General features: G+C 58.7%; 21 protein-coding genes and 3 pseudogenes. 18 read left to right on the forward strand and 6 right to left on the reverse strand.

The genetic code is table 11. From position 1 onward, the window contains the following. Positions 1 to 7: 7 nt before the first annotated feature. Entirely contained in the window at positions 8 to 1,285 is a 1,278-nt protein-coding gene (locus QO002_RS20840) for an adenylate/guanylate cyclase domain-containing protein (RefSeq protein WP_307233634.1), read from the reverse strand. Between the two features lie 186 nt (positions 1,286 to 1,471). On the opposite strand from QO002_RS20840, the gene QO002_RS20845 reads away from it, so the two are divergent. Beyond that, positions 1,472 to 2,137: a LysR substrate-binding domain-containing protein gene (locus QO002_RS20845; protein ID WP_307233635.1), complete on the forward strand. Its 666-nt coding sequence runs from the start codon at positions 1,472 to 1,474 to the stop codon at positions 2,135 to 2,137. Between the two features lie 222 nt (positions 2,138 to 2,359). After that, positions 2,360 to 3,841 carry a mechanosensitive ion channel family protein gene (locus tag QO002_RS20850; RefSeq protein ID WP_307233636.1) on the forward strand — a complete coding sequence of 494 codons (1,482 nt, stop codon included), beginning with the start codon at positions 2,360 to 2,362 and terminating at the stop codon, positions 3,839 to 3,841. A 239-nt stretch (positions 3,842 to 4,080) separates the two neighbouring features. On the opposite strand, the gene QO002_RS20855 is transcribed toward QO002_RS20850, so the two are convergent. Further along, the gene (locus QO002_RS20855) at positions 4,081 to 4,650 is read right to left on the reverse strand and encodes an NADPH-dependent FMN reductase (protein ID WP_307233637.1); all 570 of its coding nucleotides are present in this window, start codon (positions 4,648 to 4,650) and stop codon (positions 4,081 to 4,083) included. A gap of 305 nt (positions 4,651 to 4,955) precedes the next feature. On the opposite strand from QO002_RS20855, the gene QO002_RS20860 reads away from it, so the two are divergent. The 7 genes from QO002_RS20860 to QO002_RS20890 all read left to right on the forward strand — a co-directional run bounded on the left by QO002_RS20860 (position 4,956) and on the right by QO002_RS20890 (position 10,532). After that, positions 4,956 to 5,438, forward strand: a complete 483-nt coding sequence (locus QO002_RS20860; RefSeq protein ID WP_307233638.1) for a hypothetical protein — start codon at positions 4,956 to 4,958, stop codon at positions 5,436 to 5,438. A gap of 149 nt (positions 5,439 to 5,587) precedes the next feature. After that, positions 5,588 to 5,977, forward strand: a complete 390-nt coding sequence (locus QO002_RS20865; protein WP_307233639.1) for a c-type cytochrome — start codon at positions 5,588 to 5,590, stop codon at positions 5,975 to 5,977. A 135-nt stretch (positions 5,978 to 6,112) separates the two neighbouring features. Further along, positions 6,113 to 6,928: a cytochrome c oxidase subunit II gene (locus QO002_RS20870; protein WP_307233640.1), complete on the forward strand. Its 816-nt coding sequence runs from the start codon at positions 6,113 to 6,115 to the stop codon at positions 6,926 to 6,928. A gap of 40 nt (positions 6,929 to 6,968) precedes the next feature. Further along, on the forward strand, positions 6,969 to 8,747 hold the full coding sequence (locus tag QO002_RS20875) for a cbb3-type cytochrome c oxidase subunit I (RefSeq protein ID WP_307233641.1): 1,779 nt from the start codon (positions 6,969 to 6,971) through the stop codon (positions 8,745 to 8,747). Next, positions 8,744 to 9,451: a cytochrome c oxidase subunit 3 gene (locus QO002_RS20880; RefSeq protein ID WP_307233642.1), complete on the forward strand. Its 708-nt coding sequence runs from the start codon at positions 8,744 to 8,746 to the stop codon at positions 9,449 to 9,451. Before QO002_RS20875 ends, QO002_RS20880 begins: the two co-directional genes overlap by 4 nt. An 11-nt stretch (positions 9,452 to 9,462) precedes the next feature. Further along, on the forward strand, positions 9,463 to 10,182 hold the full coding sequence (locus QO002_RS20885) for a heme-copper oxidase subunit III family protein (protein ID WP_307233643.1): 720 nt from the start codon (positions 9,463 to 9,465) through the stop codon (positions 10,180 to 10,182). Positions 10,183 to 10,187: 5 nt separating this feature from the next. Next, the gene (locus tag QO002_RS20890; protein WP_307233644.1) at positions 10,188 to 10,532 is read left to right on the forward strand and encodes a cytochrome C oxidase subunit IV family protein; all 345 of its coding nucleotides are present in this window, start codon (positions 10,188 to 10,190) and stop codon (positions 10,530 to 10,532) included. 38 nt (positions 10,533 to 10,570) lie between these two features. Here the strand turns inward: QO002_RS20890 and QO002_RS20895 are convergent, their stop codons facing one another. The 3 genes and pseudogenes from QO002_RS20895 to QO002_RS20905 all read right to left on the reverse strand — a co-directional run bounded on the left by QO002_RS20895 (position 10,571) and on the right by QO002_RS20905 (position 13,015). Continuing rightward, positions 10,571 to 11,410 carry a DUF2189 domain-containing protein gene (locus QO002_RS20895; protein ID WP_307233645.1) on the reverse strand — a complete coding sequence of 280 codons (840 nt, stop codon included), beginning with the start codon at positions 11,408 to 11,410 and terminating at the stop codon, positions 10,571 to 10,573. Positions 11,411 to 11,607: 197 nt separating this feature from the next. After that, positions 11,608 to 11,750 (reverse strand): annotated as a pseudogene (locus QO002_RS20900) (transposase); the annotation flags it as partial. A 353-nt stretch (positions 11,751 to 12,103) separates the two neighbouring features. Continuing rightward, a complete protein-coding gene (locus QO002_RS20905; protein WP_307233646.1) occupies positions 12,104 to 13,015 on the reverse strand; it encodes a helix-turn-helix domain-containing protein in 912 nt (303 codons plus the stop codon). A 253-nt stretch (positions 13,016 to 13,268) separates the two neighbouring features. Here QO002_RS20905 and QO002_RS20910 point away from each other — a divergent pair. The 4 genes and pseudogenes from QO002_RS20910 to QO002_RS20925 all read left to right on the forward strand — a co-directional run. Continuing rightward, positions 13,269 to 14,171: pseudogene (locus tag QO002_RS20910) on the forward strand (alpha/beta fold hydrolase); the annotation flags it as partial. Positions 14,172 to 14,609: 438 nt separating this feature from the next. After that, positions 14,610 to 15,221, forward strand: coding sequence for a hydrolase (locus QO002_RS20915; protein WP_307233647.1), 612 nt, complete (start codon positions 14,610 to 14,612; stop codon positions 15,219 to 15,221). A gap of 29 nt (positions 15,222 to 15,250) precedes the next feature. Continuing rightward, positions 15,251 to 16,363 (forward strand): NAD(P)-dependent alcohol dehydrogenase, encoded by a 1,113-nt coding sequence (locus QO002_RS20920; protein ID WP_307233648.1) that lies wholly within the window; start codon positions 15,251 to 15,253, stop codon positions 16,361 to 16,363. Between the two features lie 144 nt (positions 16,364 to 16,507). Then, complete coding sequence (locus QO002_RS20925) at positions 16,508 to 17,299, forward strand: SDR family NAD(P)-dependent oxidoreductase (RefSeq protein WP_307233618.1); 792 nt, start codon at positions 16,508 to 16,510, stop codon at positions 17,297 to 17,299. Positions 17,300 to 17,605: 306 nt separating this feature from the next. Here QO002_RS20925 and QO002_RS20930 read toward each other — a convergent pair whose 3' ends face one another. Then, positions 17,606 to 19,519 (reverse strand): hypothetical protein, encoded by a 1,914-nt coding sequence (locus QO002_RS20930; protein ID WP_307233649.1) that lies wholly within the window; start codon positions 19,517 to 19,519, stop codon positions 17,606 to 17,608. Positions 19,520 to 19,931: 412 nt separating this feature from the next. On the opposite strand from QO002_RS20930, the gene QO002_RS20935 reads away from it, so the two are divergent. The 5 genes and pseudogenes from QO002_RS20935 to QO002_RS20945 all read left to right on the forward strand — a co-directional run bounded on the left by QO002_RS20935 (position 19,932) and on the right by QO002_RS20945 (position 24,454). Beyond that, positions 19,932 to 21,032, forward strand: coding sequence for a YihY/virulence factor BrkB family protein (locus QO002_RS20935; protein ID WP_307233650.1), 1,101 nt, complete (start codon positions 19,932 to 19,934; stop codon positions 21,030 to 21,032). Positions 21,033 to 21,634: 602 nt separating this feature from the next. Further along, positions 21,635 to 22,162, forward strand: a pseudogene (locus QO002_RS30925) (molybdopterin cofactor-binding domain-containing protein); the annotation flags it as partial. Positions 22,163 to 22,336: 174 nt separating this feature from the next. Further along, positions 22,337 to 22,906: a molybdopterin cofactor-binding domain-containing protein gene (locus tag QO002_RS30930; protein ID WP_442417770.1), complete on the forward strand. Its 570-nt coding sequence runs from the start codon at positions 22,337 to 22,339 to the stop codon at positions 22,904 to 22,906. Then, complete coding sequence (locus tag QO002_RS30935) at positions 22,809 to 23,312, forward strand: molybdopterin cofactor-binding domain-containing protein (RefSeq protein WP_370878581.1); 504 nt, start codon at positions 22,809 to 22,811, stop codon at positions 23,310 to 23,312. The genes QO002_RS30930 and QO002_RS30935 overlap by 98 nt, the downstream gene beginning before the upstream one ends. Beyond that, positions 23,309 to 24,454, forward strand: a complete 1,146-nt coding sequence (locus QO002_RS20945) for a catalase family protein (protein ID WP_307233651.1) — start codon at positions 23,309 to 23,311, stop codon at positions 24,452 to 24,454. The genes QO002_RS30935 and QO002_RS20945 overlap by 4 nt, the downstream gene beginning before the upstream one ends. Positions 24,455 to 24,615 lie beyond the last annotated feature (161 nt).

Genomic DNA, 24,615 nt, shown 5'->3' on the forward strand with positions numbered 1-24,615 from the left:
TGTCCTATCAATGCCTCGCCGCAGATGCCCGCCGGCGAGAGGCCCTCATTTTCGGTGTCGTATCCGCGGCTGCAAGGCTTGGATCGAGCGTGAACAATTCCTTGGCTTTTCCAACGCCTTTCAACGCAAATCGCCCGACAGAAACGAGCTTGTCTCGTTCCGCCCCCAGCAGGAGGTCGGCGAACTCCGAGGAGCAGAGCATGTTTCGCCCTGTGGATTGGCACATGTCGCTGATGCGGCTTACTTCATTGACTGCTTGGCCAACCACAGTGAAATCGAGCCGGTCGGGTGTGCCGATGTTGCCGTAGAATACATCGCCCGCATGCAGACCGAGATGGATGTCGGCGACAGGCAGGCCCTCTGTTTTGCGGCGGCGTGCAAGCTGGCCGAGCCGCAGCCGTACATCGTGCTCCGCGTCAACGGCCGCTCGGCACGCATATTCCGGCCGGGAACTCGTAAACATCGCCAGCACACCGTCTCCAATCAGCTTCAGGACATCACCGCCGGCCGACCTGACCGCCCCAATCACCGCCTCCGCATAGTCGTTGATCAGAGGGATCAACTGATCGACCTGCACGGACTCGGAGAGATGGGTGTAGCCGGTGATGTCGGAATACCAGAGCACGGCCCGGATACGCCTCACAGCATCATGTCGAATCGCGCCGCTGAGCACACGCCGGCCGGCATCGCGACCGAGATATGCTTCGGCGAGCGTCTTCGTCAGCCGGGTTTGTGCAGCGGACCTGATGGCGAGGCCGAGGTGAGGCGTAAGTTGCGCCAGGCAGGCCACATCAGCGTCGCTGAATCCGCCCGGCCGAGCCGTGGTGAATCGCGCATAGAATGCATCGACATCTTCGACTCGCACTGCCTGCCGCGTGCGGTAGACGAATGCCAGATAGTCAGTCTGACCAGCGTCACACAATTCCTGGATCGCTGGATAGCCGTGGGTCTCGCCGTGCTCCAGCCGGCAGCGCAGCGAGGTCTCGCGCCGACGCAGCATTTGCAGGAAAGGGCTACGCGACCACTGACCCGCACCTTCCGGATCACGACTGGCGACATGTTCTTCTTCGCGGAAATGGTTTTCGGGATCCTCGTCCCAAAAAAACGCGCGCGCCTCATACATCGGATGAAGCGTGTCGATCATCACGAAGACTTTTCCTAGCGGCAGGCCGGCCTCGACGCATCGTTCGCAGAATGCCTGCGTCAGCGAGGCCTCGTCTCGAATCCCCAGCAGGCCGGCCTCGGCCAACCACGCGGCGATATCGTTGCAATCACGGGTATCCATGACCCGATCATAGCGGCATCGTCCGCAGGTAAGAAGCCGAATTGCGCTCCTGGGCTAGTTAATGTTGCCAGCGTCAATGCAGGACGAGAAGTTTTGGTTGCCCAGACGCCGACGACGGTCATCGCTTGCCTGCCTTGCGCGTTATCTCATCGAGCGTCGGTCTCGCGCATAGAGGCCCAGCTCGTCGTGTCACTTCTCTTGCGCACAACTCGAAGCATTCGGGCAACTGAACAAGGTCAAGCGCTCGCCGAGCGCATCCAGCCGCTGCTGACGGAAATGGACGCGGCTTGCCTGGAAACAGCCCGTTCGACGGATCGCGTACAGGGCCGATTGAAGCTCAACGTGCCCGGTGCTGTCATGCCGGACATCCTTCCGCCCCTTGTGGTGGAATTTCAGCGCAGGCTTCCGGAAGTCGAAGTCGAGATCGTGGTGGAGAACACTCTCGTCGATATCATCGCAGCGGGATGTGATGCGGGCATCCGTCATGGCGCGTCGATCGAAAAGGACATGATTTCCATCCCGGTGGGGCAGCAGGTCCAACAGATCGCCCTCGTCGCGTCGGCCTCCTATTTGAAGGAGCATGGACCGCCTCGGGATCCTGTTGAGCTCGAAGCCCATCAAGCGATCCGGTATAGATTGCCTGGCGGGCTACTGCTCCCCTGGAACTTGCAGAACGGCGGCGAGGTTGTCCTCGTCAAGCCCGTCACGCGGCTGGTTTTGAGCGTCAACGCCTTGAACACCAGGTTGAGCTATGCAAGGTCGGGACTGGGCATCATCGGAACTTTTCGCAACTGGCTTGAAGATGATTTCCGCGCCGGAACCCTCGTTCCAGTACTGCCCGACTGGTGGTAGAGCAGGAAGGACCGAGGCTTTATTATCCAAGTCGCTTCACGTCGACGCCACTACGAGCGTTCATCGAGGTCTGTCGCACCGAGATTAAAACAGGTGGACCGCTTATGGCCTGATCCATGCGGATTGCTGAGGACGAACGCGATCGGCATCGATATGGTCGCACGAAAGTGATAGCGACGCATTCGCGGGGGAGACGCCGCGAGCCAACAGCAGCGGGCACGCATGAGTATGACCACGGAAGCCGCCCTCATTGGCGCGACGTTATTGTTGTTTTCAACTGCTATCATCCCGCTGCTGATATCGCGCTGGGCGCTGTGGGCACGGGCGGCTTGGCGCGTGGCCGCGTTCGTCGTCCTGACCTTTTTCGTTCAGAAGGCGCTTGGGTCTCCATTCGCCCCTCAGTTTGATCTGCAGCAGCCAGGTGTGCAGGCCTGGCAGCAGGCCGTTGAGTTCGGGTGGTGGGTGGTCACGGCGCAATGTGCAATTGGGCTCACACGCCTGTTCGTCGTCTTCGAGACCAAACCGCGGGAAACCCGGATCGTGTCCGATCTCCTGGCTGCCGTGATCTATCTCGTAGCACTCTTCGCCATTATCGACCTCGTCTTCTCTGTGCCGATCGGTGGACTGCTGGCGACGTCGGGTGTCATCGCCATCGTTCTTGGTCTCGCGCTTCAAAGCAGTCTTTCGGACGTCTTTTCCGGGATCGCGGTCGGTATTGAGCGCCCCTATGGCGTCGGCGATCTTATCTTGGTCGAAGGCGGGATCGAAGGTCGCGTCATCCAGGTAAATTGGCGATCGACACACATTGCCACCCTGAACAGGGACGTCGCCATCGTCCCGAACAACGTCATGGCCAAGGCCCGGCTGGTCAATCATAGCATGCCGACGACCATCCGCGGCGTTTCCATAACTGTTCGCCTCGCGGCCAATGAGCGGCCGGACCGCTGCATGTCGGTGCTCACCGCCGCGGTAAAGACATGTATGCTATTGGCGGAGAAACCGATCCCAAGTGTTGCCCGAAGCGAACTGCATGGTGACGGGGTCGCCTACGACATCAGCTTTTCCATTCCGAGCATCGAGGCTTTCGTCGATGCCCGGACGGAGTTGCTCGGTCATGTTCAAAACCACCTGCGCCACGCCGGAATTTCGCTGGCCGTGGCGGGTGTCCAGAGCGTCACAGGTCTTGATGTGCCGACGTCGGCAGTCCTTCTTCAAGAGTCCGATTGGTTTGGAATTCTTGCCTCCGAGGACCGCGACGTCTTGGCGGAGCATCTTGAGGAAGTGTGGTATGCGGCGGGTGACACTCTCATCAAGCAGGGGGACGATCCACATGCCTTGTTCATCATTGCATCCGGCACGGTCGAAATCACCGACATCGGTGCTGGAACAGACAAGGTGATCTACCGATTGGGGCCAGGCGGAAGCCTTGGTGCAATCGGCATGATTACCGGGACGCCCTATGCTGCAACGGCAACAGCTCTCACCCCCCTCACATCCTACCGATTGGACAGGAAGGCTGTGAGCGCTGCGATCGCTGCGAAACCGGAGCTGGTGAAGAGCCTGGAAATACTGGCTCGACGCGGGCTCGAAATGCGGCGCACTGATGTTGTTGCCCATCAAAGCGATCACCTCGATGAGCCCGAGATGTTTCTCTCGAAACTGCGGAACTTCTTGAGGAAGATGGCAGAGAGGCCGCATTCCTGAAGAGTTTGACTATCGGAAATTGCGCGCCCGCACCACCGGACGTGACCACTCGAATAGCAGACTGACCGTTTCCGGGAACGCGCGAAGCAGCCGCGGCGTATTGACGGCAAGCGGGTTCAACAGCGGGCAGTCCGCCGCTGGGGCATTCAGCACGGAGGCGGACAAGCGAGACCTCATTGTTGACCCCAGATCACGCAGAATCCAAAATGAACTTGTGTTGCGATTACAGGTCAGGTGCGTCAGGCGGAACGCATCGGCTTCAGCGCAGCCGCCCACTTCAACAACTCGCCCAAGGTAACCTTCAATCCGTCGATTACAGGGTCTGTCGGGGTGAAGACCCTATCCTCGCTTATCTGCTTTTGAAAAAAAGGAATTGGAACGGTCTGCGGGATCGCCATCACAGCCAGGTTCCCGAGCAACAGCCGCAACTCCTGTGCCGCGCGAAGGCCGCCGGAGACGCCGCCGTAGCTTACGATTGCCGCGGCTTTATACTGCCATTCGAGTGATAGAACTTGCAGGGCGTTGATAAGCGCGGCGTTCGGAAAGTAATCGTATTCCGGGCAGACAAAGACGAATGCGTCTGCGGGCTCAATCGCCGCACTCCATTTCTTGGTATGCTCATGTTGATACTTACGCATGCGTGGATGACTGGGTTCATCGAGCAGCGGTAGATAGAAATCGGCGAGATCGACAAGTTCGACCTCAAACCCCGGATACGTCGCGCACGCCTCGTAAACCCATTTGGCAACAGCCGGTCCGCCACGTCCAGGTCTGGTGCTGCCGATTATAATGTTGAGCTTAAGTATCATGACGATCTCCAAAAAAAGCGGTATCCATCCACATGTGACAGGAGCGTGGGAAAGCAAGCCCACGTCACTCTCTGGCCGCAGATCGCTACGCAGCCTTCGAGATGCTTAAGCCTTTCGCGCTCCAACCGATGATCCTCATCATCATTTCTTCGATCGCGTGACGCCTGGCTTTTGAACGGCTTCAACGGGCACGCGCTGACGAGTTCGGCCTGATGGCGCGTTCTCGCGCAGCAAGTGGTTGGTGGGTCCCGAAACCACAGAGACTTGGTAATTCAAGCGAGTGTCACTGCATACGCCGATACCAGATGCAGCGCCGCCTTGCCCGCGCTGTGGTCATGGCCGCGGCGCGAGGTCTTGCCATCGATGGCAACGAAGGCGGGTTTGTCGGGTCACTTGGCGCGGAGTTAGTCGGGGAAGACCTGCGAAAAGTCCGAAGGTTGGACCCTGTTCATCAGGATCGTCAGCCAGCATCCGCCTGGCACACCGTGATGACGGGGCAGATAGCTCCCCAGAAACGCAAGATGTTACTCGCCCATTCCGAAATAAAATTATATTCTTTGCAGTTGCAGATCGTGTCGCAAACCACCAAGGAGCAACACCTTCCGCAAAGGATGGACGACCCGCCACGGCTCACGGACGTCCTCGATCGCGCCAAGATGATCAAGCAGCGACTTCAGACGCACGTCTCAAACCCCACGACCAAATCCAATCCCATATTCGCCATTGCGCTTCTCCCGAATTATTCCAGGGAATGGGACAGACTTTCGTCAACGGCAAAGCCGCGTTAACCCGACTTTCCGGCTCCGGTCAAATTGTGGAACCGATTGACTTACTACCGCGAAACGTTAAGATTTCGGCGATCGCAAACACCTTCCGCGCGAGAATGGTGGCGGATGGTGCAAGTGGCTAGGCAACCTTGAGGAGGATGAGGTTTGCCATGGGTTACCGTGTCGTTCTGCTGATCGGCGCATCCGTCATCGCCCTTTCCCCGTTTCACGCCCGGGCCGAGGAGGGCGACGCGACGGCTGGCGCCACCATTTTCAAGAAATGCGCTATATGTCATATCGTTGATACCGATAAGAACAAGGTCGGGCCGTCGCTGAACGGGCTGTTCGGCAGAAAGGCCGGAACGCATCCGGATTTTGCTTATTCGGCGGGGATGAAGGCGGCTGGCGACGGTGGCCTCATTTGGGACGAGACGACGCTCCGCGACTATCTGCACAATCCGAAAGTAAAGGTGAAGGGCACGAAGATGGCCTTCGTCGGCCTGAAGGACGATCACGATATAACCGATCTCATGGCATACCTGAAGCAATACTCCAAGTGACAGGTTGCGTGACGGCCGGGTGGCATATCCGTAAACTGCTTTAATTGCTGCATTTTTCGCTTGCAGGAAACTAAAACGGTACTTTGTGGATGCAGCTTCATATTCACGGTCGGGTCGGCTCAGGGAGGGTCGGAAATGGCTGTCGTGCTGATCCTCGCCTTGCTGTTAGTGGGCTCTGTGTTGTTCCACGTGCTGAGCCCGTGGTGGTGGACACCGATCGCATCCAATTGGACCTATATCGACAGCACACTGATCATCACCTTCTGGATCACCGGTGTCGTATTCGTCGCGGTGGTCTCCTTCGTTGCCTATTGTGTTTGGCGCTTCCGGCACAAGCCCGGCAACCGGGCAGCCTACGAGCCTGAAAACCGAAAGCTGGAATTGCTGCTGGCATCCGGAACGGCCATCGGTGTCGCCGCCATGCTTGTGCCCGGCCTTTTCGTATGGAACCAGTTCATTACCGTGCCCAAAGATGCCGCACCGGTCGAGGTTGTCAGCCAGCAGTGGTTGTGGAGCTTTCGCCTGCCGGGCGTCGACGGAAAGCTCGGCCGCGCGGAGACGCGGGACATCAGCCCGGAAAATCCGCTTGGCGTGAACAAGAACGATACTGCCGGCCTTGACGACGTCATCATCGAGGGTGGCGAGTTACATCTGCCGGTCGGCAAGCCGGTCCACATACTGTTGCGCTCCATCGACGTCCTGCACGATTTCTACGTACCGGAATTCCGCGCCAAGATGGACATGATCCCCGGCATGATAACCTATTTCTGGTTCACGCCGACGCGGACTGGAACCTTCGATATTCTCTGTGCCGAACTTTGCGGTGTCGGTCATTCGCAAATGCGCGGGACAGTCGTGGTCGAGGAAGCGGCGGACTATCAGGCATGGCTGGAGCAGCAACAGACGTTCACCCAGCTTCTGGCATCGGGAGAGCCGCAGCCGACAAACTGAACCCGGCAGGAAGGCATCGGAGCGAAAGCGAGGAAAGATCATGGTCGAGATCCCAGCCGGCAGCACAAACACCGTCCCGGCCGCCGAAGTCGAAGATATGGAACTCTACCATCCAAAAAGCTGGTGGACGAAATATGTCTTCAGCCAGGATGCCAAGATCATCGCCGTGCAATACTCGATCACGGCCATCTCGATCGGCCTTGTGGCGCTCGTGCTTTCCTGGCTGATGCGTCTGCAGCTTGCCTTTCCCGGCACTTTCGGCTTCATCGACGCAGATCACTATTATCAATTCATCACCATGCACGGCATGATCATGGTGGTCTATCTGCTGACCGCCCTGTTTCTCGGCGGTTTCGGCAATTACCTCATCCCCCTGATGGTGGGCGCGCGCGACATGGTGTTCCCCTATGCGAACATGCTGAGCTACTGGATATATCTGCTCGCGGTGCTGATCCTTGTCACGGGTTTTTTCGCCCCCGGCGGACCGACAGGAGCCGGCTGGACGCTCTATCCGCCGCAGGCCGTTCTGTCCGGCACGCCGGGCGGCCAGGACTGGGGCATCCTCCTGATGCTCTCCTCGCTGATCGTCTTCATCATCGGTTTTACCATGGGTGGGCTGAACTATGTCGTCACCGTTTTGCAAGGCCGTACGCGCGGCATGACGCTGATGCGCATGCCCTTGACCGTCTGGGGCATCTTTACCGCCACGGTGATGGCGCTTTTGGCCTTCCCCGCCCTTTTTGTCGCCTGCGTGATGATGCTGTTCGACCGCCTGCTCGGCACCAGCTTCTTCATGCCCGCGATTGTCGAGATGGGGACGCAATTGCAGCATGGCGGCGGCAGCCCGATCCTGTTCCAGCACCTGTTCTGGTTCTTCGGGCATCCGGAGGTCTATATCGTCGCGCTGCCTGCCTTTGGGATCGTCTCGGACCTCATCAGCACGCATGCGCGCAAGAACATCTTCGGCTATCGCATGATGGTCTGGGCGATCGTCATCATCGCAGCCTTGAGTTTCGTCGTCTGGGCGCACCACATGTATGTGAGCGGCATGAACCCCGCCTTCGGCTTCTTCTTCGCCACCACGACGCTGATAATCGCCGTCCCGACGGCGATCAAGGTTTATAACTGGGTGCTGACGTTGTGGCGCGGCGATATTCACCTGACACTGCCCATGCTCTTTGCGCTAGCCTTCATCGTCACCTTCGTCAATGGCGGGCTAACCGGCCTGTTTCTGGGCAACGTCGTCGTCGACGTTCCGCTATCCGACACGATGTTTGTCGTCGCCCATTTCCACATGGTCATGGGCGTAGCACCGATCCTCGTCATCTTCGGGGCGATCCATCACTGGTACCCGAAGGTGACCGGCCGCATGCTGAACGGCGTGCTAGGTCATATCCACTACTGGATCACCTTTCTCGGCGCCTATGCGATCTTCTTTCCAATGCATTATCTCGGCCTGCTCGGCGTGCCGCGCCGCTACTACGAGATGGGAGAGACGAGTTTCGTTCCGCCTTCGGCCCATGCGCTGAATATCTTCATCACCGTCATGGCGCTTGTCGTCGGGGCCGCTCAGGTGGTCTTCCTGTTCAATCTAATCTGGAGCCTTTTCCGGGGCAAAGAGGCCGGCGGCAATCCGTGGCGCGCGACGACGCTGGAATGGCAGACGCCGCAGACGCCGCCCGCCCATGGCAACTGGGGCAGGGACCTGCCGATCGTCTACCGCTGGGCCTATGACTACAGTGTACCGGGAGCGCCTGAAGATTTCATTCCGCAGACGCAACCTGCAACCGACGGCGTAACGCGGGAGCTCATGACATGAACGTCACGCTGCTCTTCCTCGCCGCAATCGGCGCCATCATCGCCTGGTGGATGTCGGGACAGCGGCTGACCTCGAAACCCTGGCTTGAATCGAGCCCGGTGCAAACGGCACCCCGACTGGAAGACCCGCCGGATCCGGCGATAAAAATCGGCCTCTATGTTTTCCTCGGCGTCGTCGGCGCCGTCTTCAGCCTTTTCATAAGCGCCTATTTTATGCGCATGGCTTCTTCGGACTGGTGGGGAATGCCGGTGCCTAGGCTGCTCTGGGTAAACACAGCGCTGCTCGCTGCCAGCAGCGCCGCGCTGCAATGGGCAAAAAACGAGGCGCGCCACGGCCGAATGGAGAAACTGAGGCTTGCACTTGTGGCCGGCCTCCTTCTTGCGGCTCTCTTTCTCGCAGGACAGGTAGAGGCCTGGCGGGAACTGAACGCAGCCGGCTATGTGCTTGCCGACAATCCCGCCAACAGTTTCTTCTACATGCTAACCGGCCTGCACGGCCTGCACATTCTCGGCGGCCTTGCCGTTACCGGCCGCACGACCGTCAGGGCATTCGCAGCCGATATCCCACCAGCGCGGCTTCGCCTCAGCGTCGATCTTTGCGCCACCTACTCCCATTTCATGCTCGCCGTCTGGCTCGTACTGTTTGCGCTCTTTGCCGGCTGGGCGAACGATTTCGTCGATCTCTGCCGCCAACTGCTCAGCTAGGAGATTTCCAGATGACACAGTCTGTCCAGACACACAGCGATCCCGACCTTCGGCCGGCCGGCCTGCGGGGTGTCGCCGCCGATTTCGGCTCGGATCAGCGCGCCTTCAAGACCGCCTCCTGGGGCAAGGCGATGATGTGGGTCTTTCTCCTCAGCGACACCTTCATCTTTGGATGTTTCCTGTTGGCCTACATGACCGCCCGCATATCGACACCGGTCGCCTGGCCCAATCCGAGCGAGGTCTTCGCGCTCCATATCGGCGGGCAGGACGTTCCGCTGATCCTGATCGCGATCATGACCTTCGTCCTCATCTCAAGCAGCGGCACCATGGCGATGGCGGTCAATTTCGGCTATCGCCGCGAACGCGGCAAGACGGCCGCGCTGATGCTCTTGACCGCCCTTCTCGGCGCGGCCTTCGTCGGCATGCAGGCCTTTGAATGGACGAAGTTGATATCGGAAGGCGTGCGCCCTTGGGAAAACCCGTGGGGTGCTGCCCAATTCGGCTCGGCCTTCTTCATGATCACCGGCTTTCACGGCACCCATGTCACGATCGGCGTCATCTTCCTACTCGTCGTCGCCCGCAAGGTCTGGCGCGGTGATTTCGAGACGGGGCGGCGCGGCTTTTTCACCAGCCGGAAGGGCCGCTACGAGGCCGTCGAGATCATGGGCCTCTACTGGCACTTCGTCGATCTGGTTTGGGTCTTCATCTTTGCATTCTTCTATCTGTGGTGAGAAATATGGCCAGGAGCGAGACAACTGCACAAACACCAAGCGGCCAGCATCATCCGATTCGGCTCTACCTTGTCGTCTGGGGCCTGCTCTTCGTGCTCAGCGCCTTTTCCTACATGGTCGATTATCTCGGGATTCAGGGCTATCTGCGGTGGTCACTGATCCTTTTGTTCATGATGTTGAAGGCGGGGCTGATCGTTGCCGTCTTCATGCACATGGCCTGGGAACGGCTGGCGCTCGTCTACGCCATCCTGCTGCCACCGCTGCTCGTGCTGATTTTTGTGGCGCTGATGGTATCGGAATCGAACTATACCATCTTAACCCGGCTCGCCTTCTTCGGCGCCGCGCCGTAGCCCCCATCGTCCGGAGACGGCGCGCAGCACCGCAGCCATCAAGCGGATTGACCATCGGCGGGCGCCCCCGTGGCGCGAACGCGTTCGGGCTCCACGATCTTGCGATAAAGATGCCAGGTCGCATGTCCGAGCACAGGGATCACAATGGCAAGACCGACGAACAACAATGCGAACCCGGCGGCCAGAAGCACCGCGACCAACAGACCCCAGAGCACCATTTCGACAGGATTGACGGCCACGGCCTTGATCGACGTGTGGATTGCTACAGCGACGCCGGTATCGCGATCAAGCAGAAGGGGAAAGGCGATAACAGTGGTGCACAGCACCGCAAGCGCAAAGAGGAAACCGATGGCATTGCCATAGAGGATGAGCTGCCAGCCGGCAGCGGTGGTCACAACCTCATTGACGAAGGCCATCAACGATTCCGGCCGCTCAGGCCCAAAGAGGCTGACGTAGAGGGTCTGCGCCGTCAAGAGCCACACCACGAAGATCGCCACCAGCATGAAGCCGAGGGCAAAAATTGCCGGAACGGCCGGGGAATGCCTGACCTCGAGCGCGTGCTGCCAGGAGGTATCGAGACCGAGCTCTCGCCTGCGGCTGATTTCGTAGAGACCCAGCGCCGCGAACGGACCGAGGAGGGCAAAGCCTGACATTAACGGAAACAGCAGCGGCAGCGCATTAGCGCCGGATGTCCATCGCGCGATGACAATGCCGGCCACGGGGTAGATCAGGCAAAGAAAGACGTTGTGAGACGGCTTGGCCCAGAAATCATCCAGCCCTTGACGGAGGGCAGCAAAGACATCGGCCGCACCGATGCGCCGCACGTTCGGGTAGGCTGCTTTTTCGTTGCCACCCGCGATCACGTGAAAATGTTCCATGACAACTCCCCCAGATTTCGCCGCCACAACAATGATCAGAACGGACACCCGCACGAACAATGGGACCATGGGGCCGTAACCTGGACGCGTGAAGAATATATACCCACGGGTAAAACCTGACCAGCGGTTCCGCGTGCTCAACGTGATCGACGACGTCGCGCGCGAATGCCTGGCGGCGATCCCGGATACCTCGATCTTCCGTGTTCGAGCGCAAGTTCGATGCTGACGCGCCAAGTTCAAGGCAGGCCGCAATAAGACGGTCTTTCGTTGCCGGATCGAACCGACGTCGTCCGTTCCGACCAACGAGCCGCACGACAAGTTTCGGACCTACTTTCATCACTCAATCACAGTAAGTGTGGGGAAACTCGCTTACGAAAGAACTTCGTGCATGCGAGCAGCCTTCGAGATCAACCAGCGTTTCCTTCTGACTAACGCGGGTTGGTGGTGCTTCATGGAAACACTTCCAGTCCTCGTTCCTGGGAAACTATCAGAAATCGAGTACAGACGGGGCGAAGCGGAGATTATTTCCGCTTCGCCCCGCCATAGGAGACACTCGGACTGGTTGGAGAGATGACTGATTTTGGGGCCGGGAGAAGACTTGCGGCTTTATGAACTGAGCCGTCTATAGCTGACATAAGTTCAAAATGTCGGGTCCGCCCATTTGCTGGCGAGACGCCACACCTGCCACCCGGCTTAGGATTTGATCGCCCGTCGCCAGGTAGCCGGCGTGACGCCGACGAACGATTTGAACATTCGGGTAAAGTGGCTTTGGTCGGCGAAGCCGCAGCTCAGGGCGATTTCCACCAAGGTCGCGTTGCCATGCGCGAGCATCGATTTCGAAGACTCGATGCGATGGCGCAGAATCCAGCGATGCGGGGAATCGCCTGTCGTCACCTTGAAGGCGCGCACGAAGTAGCTCACGGAGAGGCCGCAGTGAGCCGCGAGCTCCTTGAGCGAGAGACAATCATCCGAAAGCGACGTCATTGCCTCGGTCGCACGTCTAAACTGCCAGGGAGCAAGGGTTCCAGAGTCATCCCTCGCGGCCCGCAAACCACCAAAGGTCTGCGCGAAATAGGTATTGATGGCGAGCATGACTTGTTGGGCATACAGCGCCCCAATCTCCTGAGGCCGCTCCAAGGCCGGAAGCAATGCATTTCCCAGATGCCATACCGTCTTGTCGAAAACGCCGCCAGGCCTGCAGTAGAGCTGATTGATCCTTGCTACTCCGCGTTCATCAGCGATCTCGTCGAGTGCAATCTTGGGCACGGTGAACATAAGATTGTCGAAAGGGCTCAGCAGGTTTGCAAGCGGTTTTTCGAGATGGTTTACGATACTGGTCGTGCGAGCCGCGTACGAGCCGCGATGAATACATTTATCGTCAATGAAAAGCTCTCGACTGGTCTGCTCGCGAAGTTGCAGGAGAACAGAAAAGACCGCGCCCCCTTCTTGCTGGGGTGCCATGACCAGTCCATGTCCTGGCGTATCTCTGCGCAGGCGGGACACGAGCAGGCGCGATTTCCTCGGGCCGGCCACGGAGAGTTGCGACACGGAGTCGGCCCTGAAGGGACTGACGAAATTCTGACGGTAGGCAAGATCGGATTGCACGCATCGCCCTCGCTGTGTGCGGTCTTCGATTTCAATCGTGTCCCGCTGTCACACTAATCTGATGTGTCGTGGAGGTCTTGAATATTTTGAGTTTTTTTGTCGGAAAGTGAAGTGGCGAGAGCAAAACATCCCTACTGAGTTCGTAAGCTCACGCCGCGCATTTTGAACGAAAAAGGGTAATATTCCACAAGGTTTTCGATGCCCCTTCTGAATAAGTAACACCGAGAAATGGAGGGTATTCTCGGTGAAACAAATGCTGTTTGCGATGGCGGCGCTCCTCGTTCTTGGTGGCGAGGCGCGGGCGGAGGCTTTCGTCTTTCCTAGTTCATTTCGGACTGAGGAGATCAAGACAAACGGGACCACGATCCACGTGAGGGTTGGCGGCAAAGGACCTGCGGTGCTGCTGGTCCATGGATACGGCGACACAGGGGACATGTGGGCACCACTCGCCGCGGAACTTATGGCAGATCACACCGTAATCGCGCCCGACTTGAGAGGTATAGGTCTCTCAGCCGTCGCAACGGACGGGTTTACCAAAATCAACCAGGCCGAGGACCTCGCGGGTGTCCTTGATACGCTGAAAGTTCGGCAGGCCGACGTCGTGGGCCACGACATCGGCAACATGGTGGCCTTTGCCTTCGCTGAGGCGCACCCCGATCGCACCACGCGCCTCATCATGATGGACGCGCCTCTTCCCGGCGTCGGGCCTTGGGATGATATCCTAAAAAGTCCGCTGCTTTGGCATTTCCGGTTCGGCGGCCCCGACATGGAGCGTCTGGTTGCTGGCCGCGAGCGCATCTATCTTGACCGGTTTTGGAATGAATTCGCCGCCAACCCGACGAGTTTTCCTGAAGCGACGCGCCGCCACTACGCGGACCTCTACGCAAAACCGGGCCGGATGCACGCGGGCTTCCTTCAGTTCGCCGCCTTCGACCAAGACGTGATCGACAACCGCGCCTCAATCGCACGGGGGCGATTGCAAATGCCTGTCCTGGCGATCGGCGGCGACCATTCGCTTGGAAGCACGATGGCCCATATTATGCGCTTCGCCGCCGATAACGTGCATCAGGTCGTCATCGTCAATTCAGGACATTGGCTTATGGAGGAGCAGCCGGACGCGACGGTCGCCACGATCCGGGCCTTCCTCGGCAACACGAACCCGGTGTTGCTGAAGCCGACCCGGCTGAACGCCGATGAAGTCGCCGCCTTGAGCCATGATCGCGCCGGTGCTGGGACTTCTCAACTCAAGGGCGTGGGCATGATCGTGCTTTCCGGCAACCCGCTGGAGCCAGGGCCATACGCAATCGAACTCCGGGTGCCGGCCCACACGCGCATTGCCTCCCATACCCATCGCGATAACCGCACTGCACTCGTTGTCTCCGGCGAATGGCATTTCGGCTACGGGCCAAAGGCGAGTGACGCCGCGACCTTAGTGCTTGGACCGGGCGGGTTCTACACCGAGCCAGCGAACTCGGCGCACTTCGCTTTCACGAGGAATCAGCCGACCGTAATCTACATCACTGGCGAGGGTCCGACGGACACCCAATACGTCGACGCGGCCGACGCCCCTTCGGGCCAGTAACAGGAGTGAAACATGACATCGTTTGCCAATCGCCGAGACCCGGCCTGCGACCACCTGTTGACGCCGCAGAACGCCGCCGTAGTCATCATAGACTTCCAGCCCGTCCAGGTATCTTCGATCGCCTCCCGTCCAAAGCGCGAGCTGGTCTCCAATATCACAGCGCTTGCCCGGATCGCAAAGTTCTACGACATGCCAGTCGTGCTCTCGACCGTGAACGTGAAGACGGGTCGCAACCAACCGACCATCCACCATATCACCGATGTCCTCATCGACGTGCAACCGATCGACCGCACTTCGATCAACGCATGGGAGGATGAGGATTTCAATCGCGCCGTGAAGGCGACGGAACGCAACAAGCTCATCATGGCCGCGCTTTGGACAGAAGTCTGTCTTGTCCATCCGGCTCTAGACGCCCTTGAGGAGGGTTTTGAAGTCTACCCTGTCGTCGATTGTGTGGGCGGTACGTCGCTCGAAGCGCATTTGGCAGGCCTCCAAAGGCTTGTTCAAGCCGGTGGCAAACCTGTGTCCTGGGTTCAGTTGATTTGCGAACTGCAGCGCGACTGGAACCGCGACAAGACCGTCGCAGGCTTTGCTGAAATCCTGTTTTCAGTCGAAGGCCACTGAATCTCAATCATACCCGGAGATGTCCCCGAATGTTGAAAACCATCGCTGCCGTTGTGAAAAACGCGAAAGCGCCGTTCGAACTTGTTGAAATCGAATTGCCCGATCCAGGGCCTCGCGAGGTTCTTATTCGGATTGTCGGTGTCGGGATTTGCCACACGGATCTTGCGAGTCGTGACGGCCTTTTGGGAGCGCCCTTTCCTTCGATCTTCGGCCATGAGGGGTCAGGCGTAGTTGAGAAGACCGGTAGCCAGGTGACCAAACTGGAACCCGGTGACCACGTGGTTCTCTCACCGGATTCGGACGGAACCTGCCGTCACTGTCAACGAGGTTTTCCGATGTATTGCGACCAATATCCAGAGCTGAACTTCCAGACTAATCCCGAAGGGCCGCGCGCATCCGTGCTCAACGGGGGACGCACCTATCTTAAATATTTCGGGCAGTCGTCGTTTGCAGGATATGCTTTGGCAAGCGATCGCAATGCCATTAAAGTCACAAAGGACGTGCCTCTTAAAATCCTCGGTCCATTGGGGTGCGGGGTACAGACCGGAGCGGGCACTGTCATGAATGGCCTGAGGCCGCACGCCGGATCAACAATGGTTGTCCTGGGCACCGGAGCGGTCGGCCTTTCGGCAATCATGGGCGCCCTGATCTGCGGATGTAGCGACATCATAGCCGTCAGCAGAACTCCGGATCGGCTCGAATTGGCCAAGACCCTCGGTGCTTCGGATACCATCAACACCAACGAAGAGACCGATCTAGCCGCTGCTATTCGTGCACGACTGCCTGCTGGCGCCGACTACATCCTCGATGCCGCTGGTGCACCGGGACTAATAGGTCCAGCCATCGGTGGCCTCGGCAAGCTCGGCACCCTGGCTTTGGTCGCCGTTCCGCCAACGGTTGACCGGACAATTGAGTTGCCTTGGTTCCCAACGTTACTCCAAGGTCAGTCTGTCAGTGGTTTTGTCGAAGGTAATTCCATACCAGAAGTGTTCATACCCCAAATGATCGAGCTTTACCGTCTTGGACGGTTTCCCTTCGACAAACTGTTGCAATTCTATCCTTTTGACAAAATCAATCAGGCGGTCGAGGACCAGATTGCGGGCAAAGTCGTCAAGGCGATACTGGAACTATCCACCGCTTGATCAGACCGATCACGTGATTAGGACTCAACGAGATGCAAGACGGGAAACGTATCGGCTATCCGAAAAAATTCTCGACGTCGTGGGCTGTTGCAAGACCGACCGCCAGTTCATACGTTCTCCGTTCAACCTCAGAAGGAGCTGCAGATGCAGATCGACCTCGCAGGTAAGACCGCTCTGATTACCGGATCCACCGAAGGCATCGGCTACGCAATCGCCCGCCAACTCTCGCGAGCTGGCGCGGACGTGGTGATCAATGGACGGTCTGAAGAAAAGACCGCTAAGGCCGCCGAGCGCCTGGAAGGTGAAGGCGCCGTGGGCACCGTAGCCGCCGTCGCAGCCGATGTCGCTACCGCCGAAGGGTGTGAGGCTCTCATCGCGAAGGTTCCTCAGGTCGATATCCTGATCAACAATGCGGGCATCTTCCAGCCGCTCGATTTCTTCGAGGCGAGCGACGAGGTCTGGGATCGTCATTGGCAGGTCAACGTGATGTCGGCCGTCAGGCTTTCGCGTGCCTACCTTCCGGGCATGCAGAACCTCGACTGGGGTCGCGTCATCTTCATCGCATCGGAATCCGGTTTCAACATTCCGGTGGAGATGATTCACTATGGCGTTAGCAAGACCGCCGATATCGCGGTTGCCCGCGGGCTGGCCAAGCGCATGGCGGGCACGGGCGTCACCGTGAACTCGGTTCTCCCCGGCCCAACACTGTCTGAAGGCGTCGAGGCGATGCTAGCTGAAGAGCGTGAAAAGACGGGCAAGCCGATCGAGGAGGTCGCGGCGGACTTCGTCAAGAAACATCGTGGCAGTTCGATTATTCAACGCGCGGCAAGCGTCGAGGAAATCGCCAACCTCGTAACCTATTTGGCCTCGCCTTTAGCATCCGCGACGACAGGGGCTTCCATGCGCGTGGACGGAGGTCTGATCGACACGCTCTGACGGTGAACCCTCCCCTGCCAGTCGGCAATACCGCGGCGCCATCCTACCGCCTCCTCAACGACAGCCGCCAAGGCTCGTGGATGGGTGCAATGTTGAGGGGCCGGCAACCGACTGTCCGCTTCAAATTTAAATAACAGCGCAATCGGACGTGAAAGCTTGATTTCCGATCAGAACCCGTAGCGTTTCGCCAAAAGTTCGGTGCGAACGTTGATCTGGATGAGGTCCAATCCCAAGGTCGAAGCATTTCGGTGGTCGTTTTCGAAGACCCGACTGAAAAAGAATGTTGAGCCGACACGTCCGCCTCTATTACGCCACGTCCGATGCCTGCAAGATTGCCGTCCGAAAGACGAAGTCCTGGTCGGCCAGGTAGCGTGGATCGCCCTTGACCGTCTCCATGAAGGCGCGATGGCCACTCATCAGCCGTCCGACGAGACAACCTGCGCTCGCCTTGCCGATGTCGTCCGAGGGCTGATCGTAGCCTCCATGCTGGTTTATTCCAAAAAGCCCGGTGTCTTCCGTATCGCCCTTGCGTTCCATATCGCGGTTCAGGTCGCGGCAGACGGTGACGTCCTTGACCTGAACAAGCGCCTCTTGCGTGTTCCGATGTATGCCCACTTTCCAGGCGCTATACTGACCGAACTTGATCCGCGCCGCTCCGAGACGATTTATCGGATGATCTCGACCGTAGTAGAAGCCCGGCTCCGTCGTGGCCTGCCACTTTCCAAGCATGGCCGGAACGCCGTTTCGAAACCCGATGACGCACCGCAGGTCGTTAAACTTGTTCGCTTCGTCGTTGTTCACGGAGCCGTCTTCGTTCATGCCTTCCACATAGACAATGTTCACCTCGTCGGGATTAGTATCGATGACGTATCCGAGCCGTTTAAGCGCTTCGACGATCAGGATCTCGATCTGTTCGTCCGGAGGGTCGTCGGGTCGGATGGCCTCGCGCAGCGGCAACATCTGCCCTTGAAACTGAGCCAGGTAGCGGTCGGCGCTTCCCGCGCGAAACATCGCGTGCGCATGGGACCACTGTTCGGGGGTCAGGGCGTCGTCCTTGCCCGATTCGCGGCCGGCGATCGCCTTCAACAGCGCGATCGCCTGGTCGGGCTGTTCAATCATGCCCTTGCCAATCAGCAGGTTCGAATCGTATCCGGGCACGCCGAAACCGTTCGCGCCCGTCCATTTAGTCCCGGCCGCACCGATGCTCATGCCGGTGTAGCGTCGGAAAAGCAGATCGAAGTTGGAGGCGGCCCCGTTCACCGGCGACGGGAAGGTCGCGATCTTGTGCCCCCCTCCGATAATGCCATAGCCGAGCTGTCCGAACTGCGCGGCCTCCCGGCTGGGATATTGTGCCCCTGGATTGTGGTAGCGAATGCTTGCCGGGATGCGGTCGGCCCCCTGTGGAATGTCCATGCGAACGTTGACCGTCGACGGATCAGTGGATCTGCCGATCCCCACAAGACTGGCCGGCAACGGTGTCGTCTGGATGTCTCGCGGAGTTGCGATTTCGGCTGAATTTGCGTCGTTTCCGGCGTCGTTCACGGTCACGGAAACGCCGCCGTCGGACGTACTGATCTCGGTATCGGTATCCGGCGTCTTTACGCTTGCAGAAGCCTGATTGGGCGTCGTCAGGTCCCTCACCTGGTTGATCGTCGAAGACAACGATGAGGCGGTGTCCTTACGCCTCGAGCCGAGCGAGGAGCCCAGCCAGAAGTTCAAGACGGTCGCAAAGCCGGCTGCGACTGCGCCGATGCAGATGTTGATGATTTGGAGAACGGTTGTATCAGCCTTCACCGGCGGGTCCGTGAAGAGCAGCAGGCCGATGAGTACGACGAAGCCGATGACCACGATGTAGGAAATGATCGCGGGCGTCATGCTGATCCACATCGAGTCCGGCTTGCTCAGCATGGCCAACAGATTTTCTCGGGCGTCGACAGTGCTTTCGTTTGCGGCGCGATTGTATTCCTGGATCTCGGCGACATCCAGCTTCTGAGCCTCGAGTGAAATCTCCGCCAGCCTGATCTTCAGATCGTTCATCTTCGAAGGATCGGCCGTCAGGACTTCGCGTGCCTTGTCCGGCGTGGTCGCCCCCGATATCGATTTAACGGCGGAATCGATGAACTGTTTGATGTCGTTCGCATTGCTCACGGTTTTTGCGTCCGTCAGCGAGGCTACGAGCTTCGGAAAGAGCTGCAGCGCGATGGCTAGAAATGGGAACATGGCACCCTCCGGAGACAACCTGAGGAAGCATCTCATAATATTAGCATATTACAATATGGATCTTGTGAAAAAGCGGAAAGGACAATGTAAGCGTCGCCTGATGCTTGAACAGGCCGCTGGTTCTCCTTTGACCAATATAGGACGGTAAAAAAATGCGTAAGAGCAGTAAGGGGCCGATGGCAGACTGTCTGCTGGCGAGCGTGCCGTCGTCCAGTTCTCTAGCGACCAAGCATCGAAGAAGTTAGGCCGCGCCGAGCCCGGCGAGTGCGGCTCGAATGAGTGCGGCGGCGGAGTCGCAATCGACGCGCCCAGAGGGAATAAAGCTGCTCCCTTCAGCATACGGCGATCTTTTTGCACACGCATCTATTCGCAGCCTCGCGCGTTGAGCTCTGAACGAGTATGGAGCACGCAATTGTTCGAGCGGAAGCAGGTCGGAACGATAGCGACGCTTGCGGTCGCCGCAATTGCGGCTGTCGTCATAATCGAGGTCGCCAATAGCAGAGTGACGAACCGTTCGATCTCCGCGCGTATCCTTTCGAGCGGTAAGGACAAAGACAAAGCATCGGTCGATGAGCACGGGCGCTTCGCGGACGTCCCCGAGGATATCCCCGGACGCGGACTTCGCGACGTGCTGTGGCGTGTTTTCCACGAGGTCTCCGAGGACCGCGTCACACTGATCGCGGGAGGAGTGACCTTTTATCTTCTACTCGCCTTGTTCCCAGGTGTGGCCGCACTGGTCTCCCTCTACGGGCTTATGGCCGACCCCGTGACGATCTCCGAGCACCTCCGCGACTTGGCCAGCGTTCTGCCGACCGGCACATTCGAGGTATTTTCCGAGCAGATCGAATCCGTCGTACGACGCCAGGACGCCACGCTGGGTATTACCTTCCTCGTCGGCCTCGGAATCGCTCTTTGGAGCACGCACAACGGGACACTCGCGGTATTTGACGCCATGAATGTCGCCTACGAGGAGGATGAAAAGCGCTCTTTCGTCCGAAGAAACCTTGTAGCGCTGTGCTTCACCGTCTGTGCGATGATCGCAGCGACTATCCTGGTTGGATTGTTTGCGGTGATGCCGGTCGTCATGTCCTACATTTGGCTGGCCGAGTGGGAGGAACAACTGGCCCTGCTCTTAAGGTGGCCGGTCCTTCTTATGGCGGTCTTTGTCGCGTCGACCGCCGTTTATCGTTTTGGTCCCAGCAGGCAGCCGGCGAAACTCCGATGGCTTACGTGGGGCGCGGTTCTCGCAACAGTTGGCTGGACGGCGATGACATGGGGATTTTCATGGTATCTCGACACGGTTGCTGACTACAACGCAACATACGGGACGTTGGGTGGTCTCGTCGGTTTTCTCGTGTGGATCTGGCTGTCGGTTGCGATCTTGATAATGGGGGGTGAACTTAATGCTGAGCTTGAGCATCAGACGAGCAAGGACACCACAACGGGCCTGCCGTTGCCGATGGGCTCTCGGGGTGCCCAGGTTGCCGACACGTTAGGGAAGCAAGCTCCTTAGACCCTCCGCCCCGGCAAAGCCAAAGTCATCCTCAAACTATGGGGGACGTCCGCGCGTCGCCGGAAAATCCTTGATATCCGATCACTCCGGAGCCACGGAACTTAGATCCTGGCTGAATGTTCATAGGAGCAAAGAAGCGAACTTATGGATCGCGACATCGAACCGCTGACTATTGGATTTATCAACCTTGCGGTGAGCGTTCTCGCTCTGACAGTTGCCTACGCATACACGTTACTCCATTCACTGACAGACGGTGAACGTCAAAACTGCCGCAGGCGTGGATGGTTCCCGAAAACAGAACGACCCACTGCGAGCCATGGTCACAGCTGCCTTATCACCCGATCAATCCGCCGGCAAGAAGACGTCGATGACCGTGTCGACGTCAAGGCAAGCGGCCTCTCCCACCTCAACCAGCGTAGTGGGTACACCTTGTAGTAACGCGCGCTCACCCGTGTCGCCCGTCAGTTGTTCAATACCAGGAAAAAAGGTTGCGGGCAGGATTAGTGGATGCCCGACGCTGCCGCCGAAGCTGGCGCGAACGGTCTGTTCCACATTGTTTCGATGCGTCCCATTACGAGATGGGCGGCGAATATCACAATCCGATGGAGGTTTTCGCATCTGCCGTGCTCTGGGAAAAAGACGGCGAGCTGACGATCCATGACAAGACGCAAGGGTCGCAGAACAGCCACGAGTACGTCTGCAACGTCTTCGGTCTTGATCCGGAGAAGGTCGTCGTCAAGAATGCCTTCGGCGGCGGTGCGTTCGGCCAGGCTCTGAGGCCGAAATACCAGCTCTTCCTCGCCGTCATGGCCAGCCTTGACCTGAAGCGGTCGATGAAGGTCGAGATGAGCCGGCGCGAGATGTTCTATCTCACATAGCGTCCCTCCAGCTTCCAGACGGCATCGCTGGCAGCGAACACGGAAGGGCATCTGACGGCGGTCACGCGCAACGCCGTGCATGCGACATCCCGCTACGAGGACTATCAGGAGAACGTCGCCAACTGGTCAGCGTTGGCTTACACCTGCGACAACGTCAAGATCGCCTATGAGGTTGGCAAGCTCGACGTTTCGACGCCTGGCGACATGCGCGCTCTGGGTGCCGCCACCGGCGTCACTGCACTGGAAGCGGCGATGGATGAACTCGCCTATGCCGTCGGCATTGATCCGCTCGACCTGCGCATCCGTAACTTCGCCCATCGCGACCAGATGCAAGACAAGCAGTTCACCTCCAAGGCCCTGCATGCCTGCTATCGGGAGGGCGCTGCCCGTTTCGGCTGGTCGAAGCGGTCCCATGAACCGCGCTCCATGCGCGAGGGTCATGAGCTGATCGGCTGGGGCATGGCGACCGGCATCTGGGAAGCGATGATGTCGCCGGCGGAAGCCAAGGTTCGGTATTCCGTCGATGGCAAAGTTACCGTCTCTGCCGCGGCCTCCGATATCGGCACCGGCACCTATACGATCCTCGGCCAGCTGGGCGCTGATGCGTTTGGTGTGCCTCTGGATGACGTGACCGTGCAGATCGCGGACTCCACCCTGCCGAAAACCGGCGTTCAGGGCGGTTCATGGACGGCGGCATCGACCGGATCGGCCGTTCAGGCCGCGTCAAGGGCCGTGATCGCGACCCTTCTGAAACATGCCAGCAGGCTGGAAAATTCGCCTCTGGCCAAGGTTGAAGCCGATCAGGTGGAGATCATCGATGGGCGCTTTTGTGCTGGAAGCCAATCATCAGGTCGGCATGAGCGTTTCGGAGATCATGGAACGGGCAGGCCTTTCCAACATCGAGGAACACGCCAAAGTCGGCCCCGATATGATGACCATGCGGAAGTTTGCGGCCTACACGCATTCCGTGGTCTTCGTCGAAGTCCGCGTCGATGACGAGCTTGGTGTTGCGCGGGTCACCCGCGTCGTCAGCGCCATTGCTGCGGGGCGTATCCTAAACCCGAAGACGGCCCGCAGCCAGATTCTCGGCGGCGTGGTCGTGGGGCTCGGAGCGGCGTTGCATGAAGAAGGCATGATCGATCATCGCACCGGCCGGATCATGAACCCCAATATCGCCGAGTATCATGTCCCCGCCCATGCCGATGTCGAGGATATCGACGTCATCTTCGTCGATGAGGACGATGACAAGGCAAGCCCGATCGGCGTCAAGGGCCTGGGTGAAATCGGCATCGTCGGCGTGGCGGCCGCCGTGTCCAACGCCATCTTCCACGCCACGGGAAAACGCATCCGCAGTTTCCCCATCACACTGGACAAAATTCTCACAGCCGAGGCACAACAATGAACAGCCTATTACCCTTCAAGCCGGTCCCATTCTCGCCGGATGTCGAGATCATACAACCGGACGAGCCGGCAACGGCGCGCGAACTGGCAAAGACCATGCTGTCGATTGCCGAAAAGACCTATGCCGACAGCGGCCACGGCATCCGCTCAGTGCATGCCAAGAGCCATGGCCTATTGGAAGCCCGTGTCGACGTTGTTGACGGTCTGCCGCCCGAACTTGCGCAAGGGATCTTTGCGGAACCGCGCAGCGACGATGCGATCATCCGCCTTTCAACAACACCGGGCGATCTGCTGCACGACAGCGTCTCGACACCCCGCGGGTTAGAGCTGAAAATCATGGACGTCGAAGGCCCCCGCCTGCCCGGCTCTGAGAATTCCGCAAGCCAGGATTTCGTCATGGTCAACGGCAAGGAGTTCAACTCGCCGAGCGGCGAGGCCTTCGTGAAGAACCGCAAGCTTCTGGCGGCAACGACCGACCGCATGGAGGGCACGAAGGAGTTCATTGCCAGCGTCTTCAAGAAAGTCGAAGGGGCGCTCGAAACCTTCGGCACGGAAAGTGCGACGCTCAAGACGCTCGGCGGAAACCCGGAGACCCACATTCTCGGAGACAGCTTTTTTGCGCAGCTGCCGTTGCGCTACGGAAACCATATCGCTAAATACGCGGTCGTGCCCGCCTCGGACAATCTCAAGGCGTTGACCGGCACCACCCTTGATACATCCGATGATGCGGATGCCATCCGCCACGCCGTTCAGGATTTCTTCGAGACCGAAACCGCCGTCTGGCATTTGCAAGTCCAGCTCTGCACCAATCTCGACGCCATGCCTGTCGAAGGCATTGACGCCTGGGACGAGGCGAAAAGCCCGTTCGTGACCGTCGCCCACATCACGGCGGCTCCCCAGTCAGCCTGGAGCGAGAGCCGCGCCGAGGCTGTCGATGACGGCATGCATTTCAGCCCCTGGAATGGCATTACGGCGCACCAGCCGCTGGGCTCGACCATGCGCCTTCGAAAGCTTGCCTATGAGCGCTCCTCTGCTTTCCGCTCCCAGCGCAATGAGATCCCCGTGACCGAGCCGATGGTCTGTCCATTCGGTCACCATCGCGAGATTATGCCCTCGCAGCAGACGCCGATCCTGAAGCAGTAAGCGCGAAAATCACTTTCCAGACAGTAGAAGGAGCACATTATGGCATCGGAATGGCCCATGTGGATTCTGCAGGCCATTTCACTCGGTCTGTTTGTCGGCTGTTTATTTATCAAAGCGTAGCCTTCGCCGGAACAATCCCCCGGTGCTTCCGTTTGCGAACC

Origin of the sequence: Pararhizobium capsulatum DSM 1112, assembly GCF_030814475.1 — a bacterium.
Classification (GTDB): Bacteria; Pseudomonadota; Alphaproteobacteria; order Rhizobiales; family Rhizobiaceae; genus Pararhizobium; species Pararhizobium capsulatum.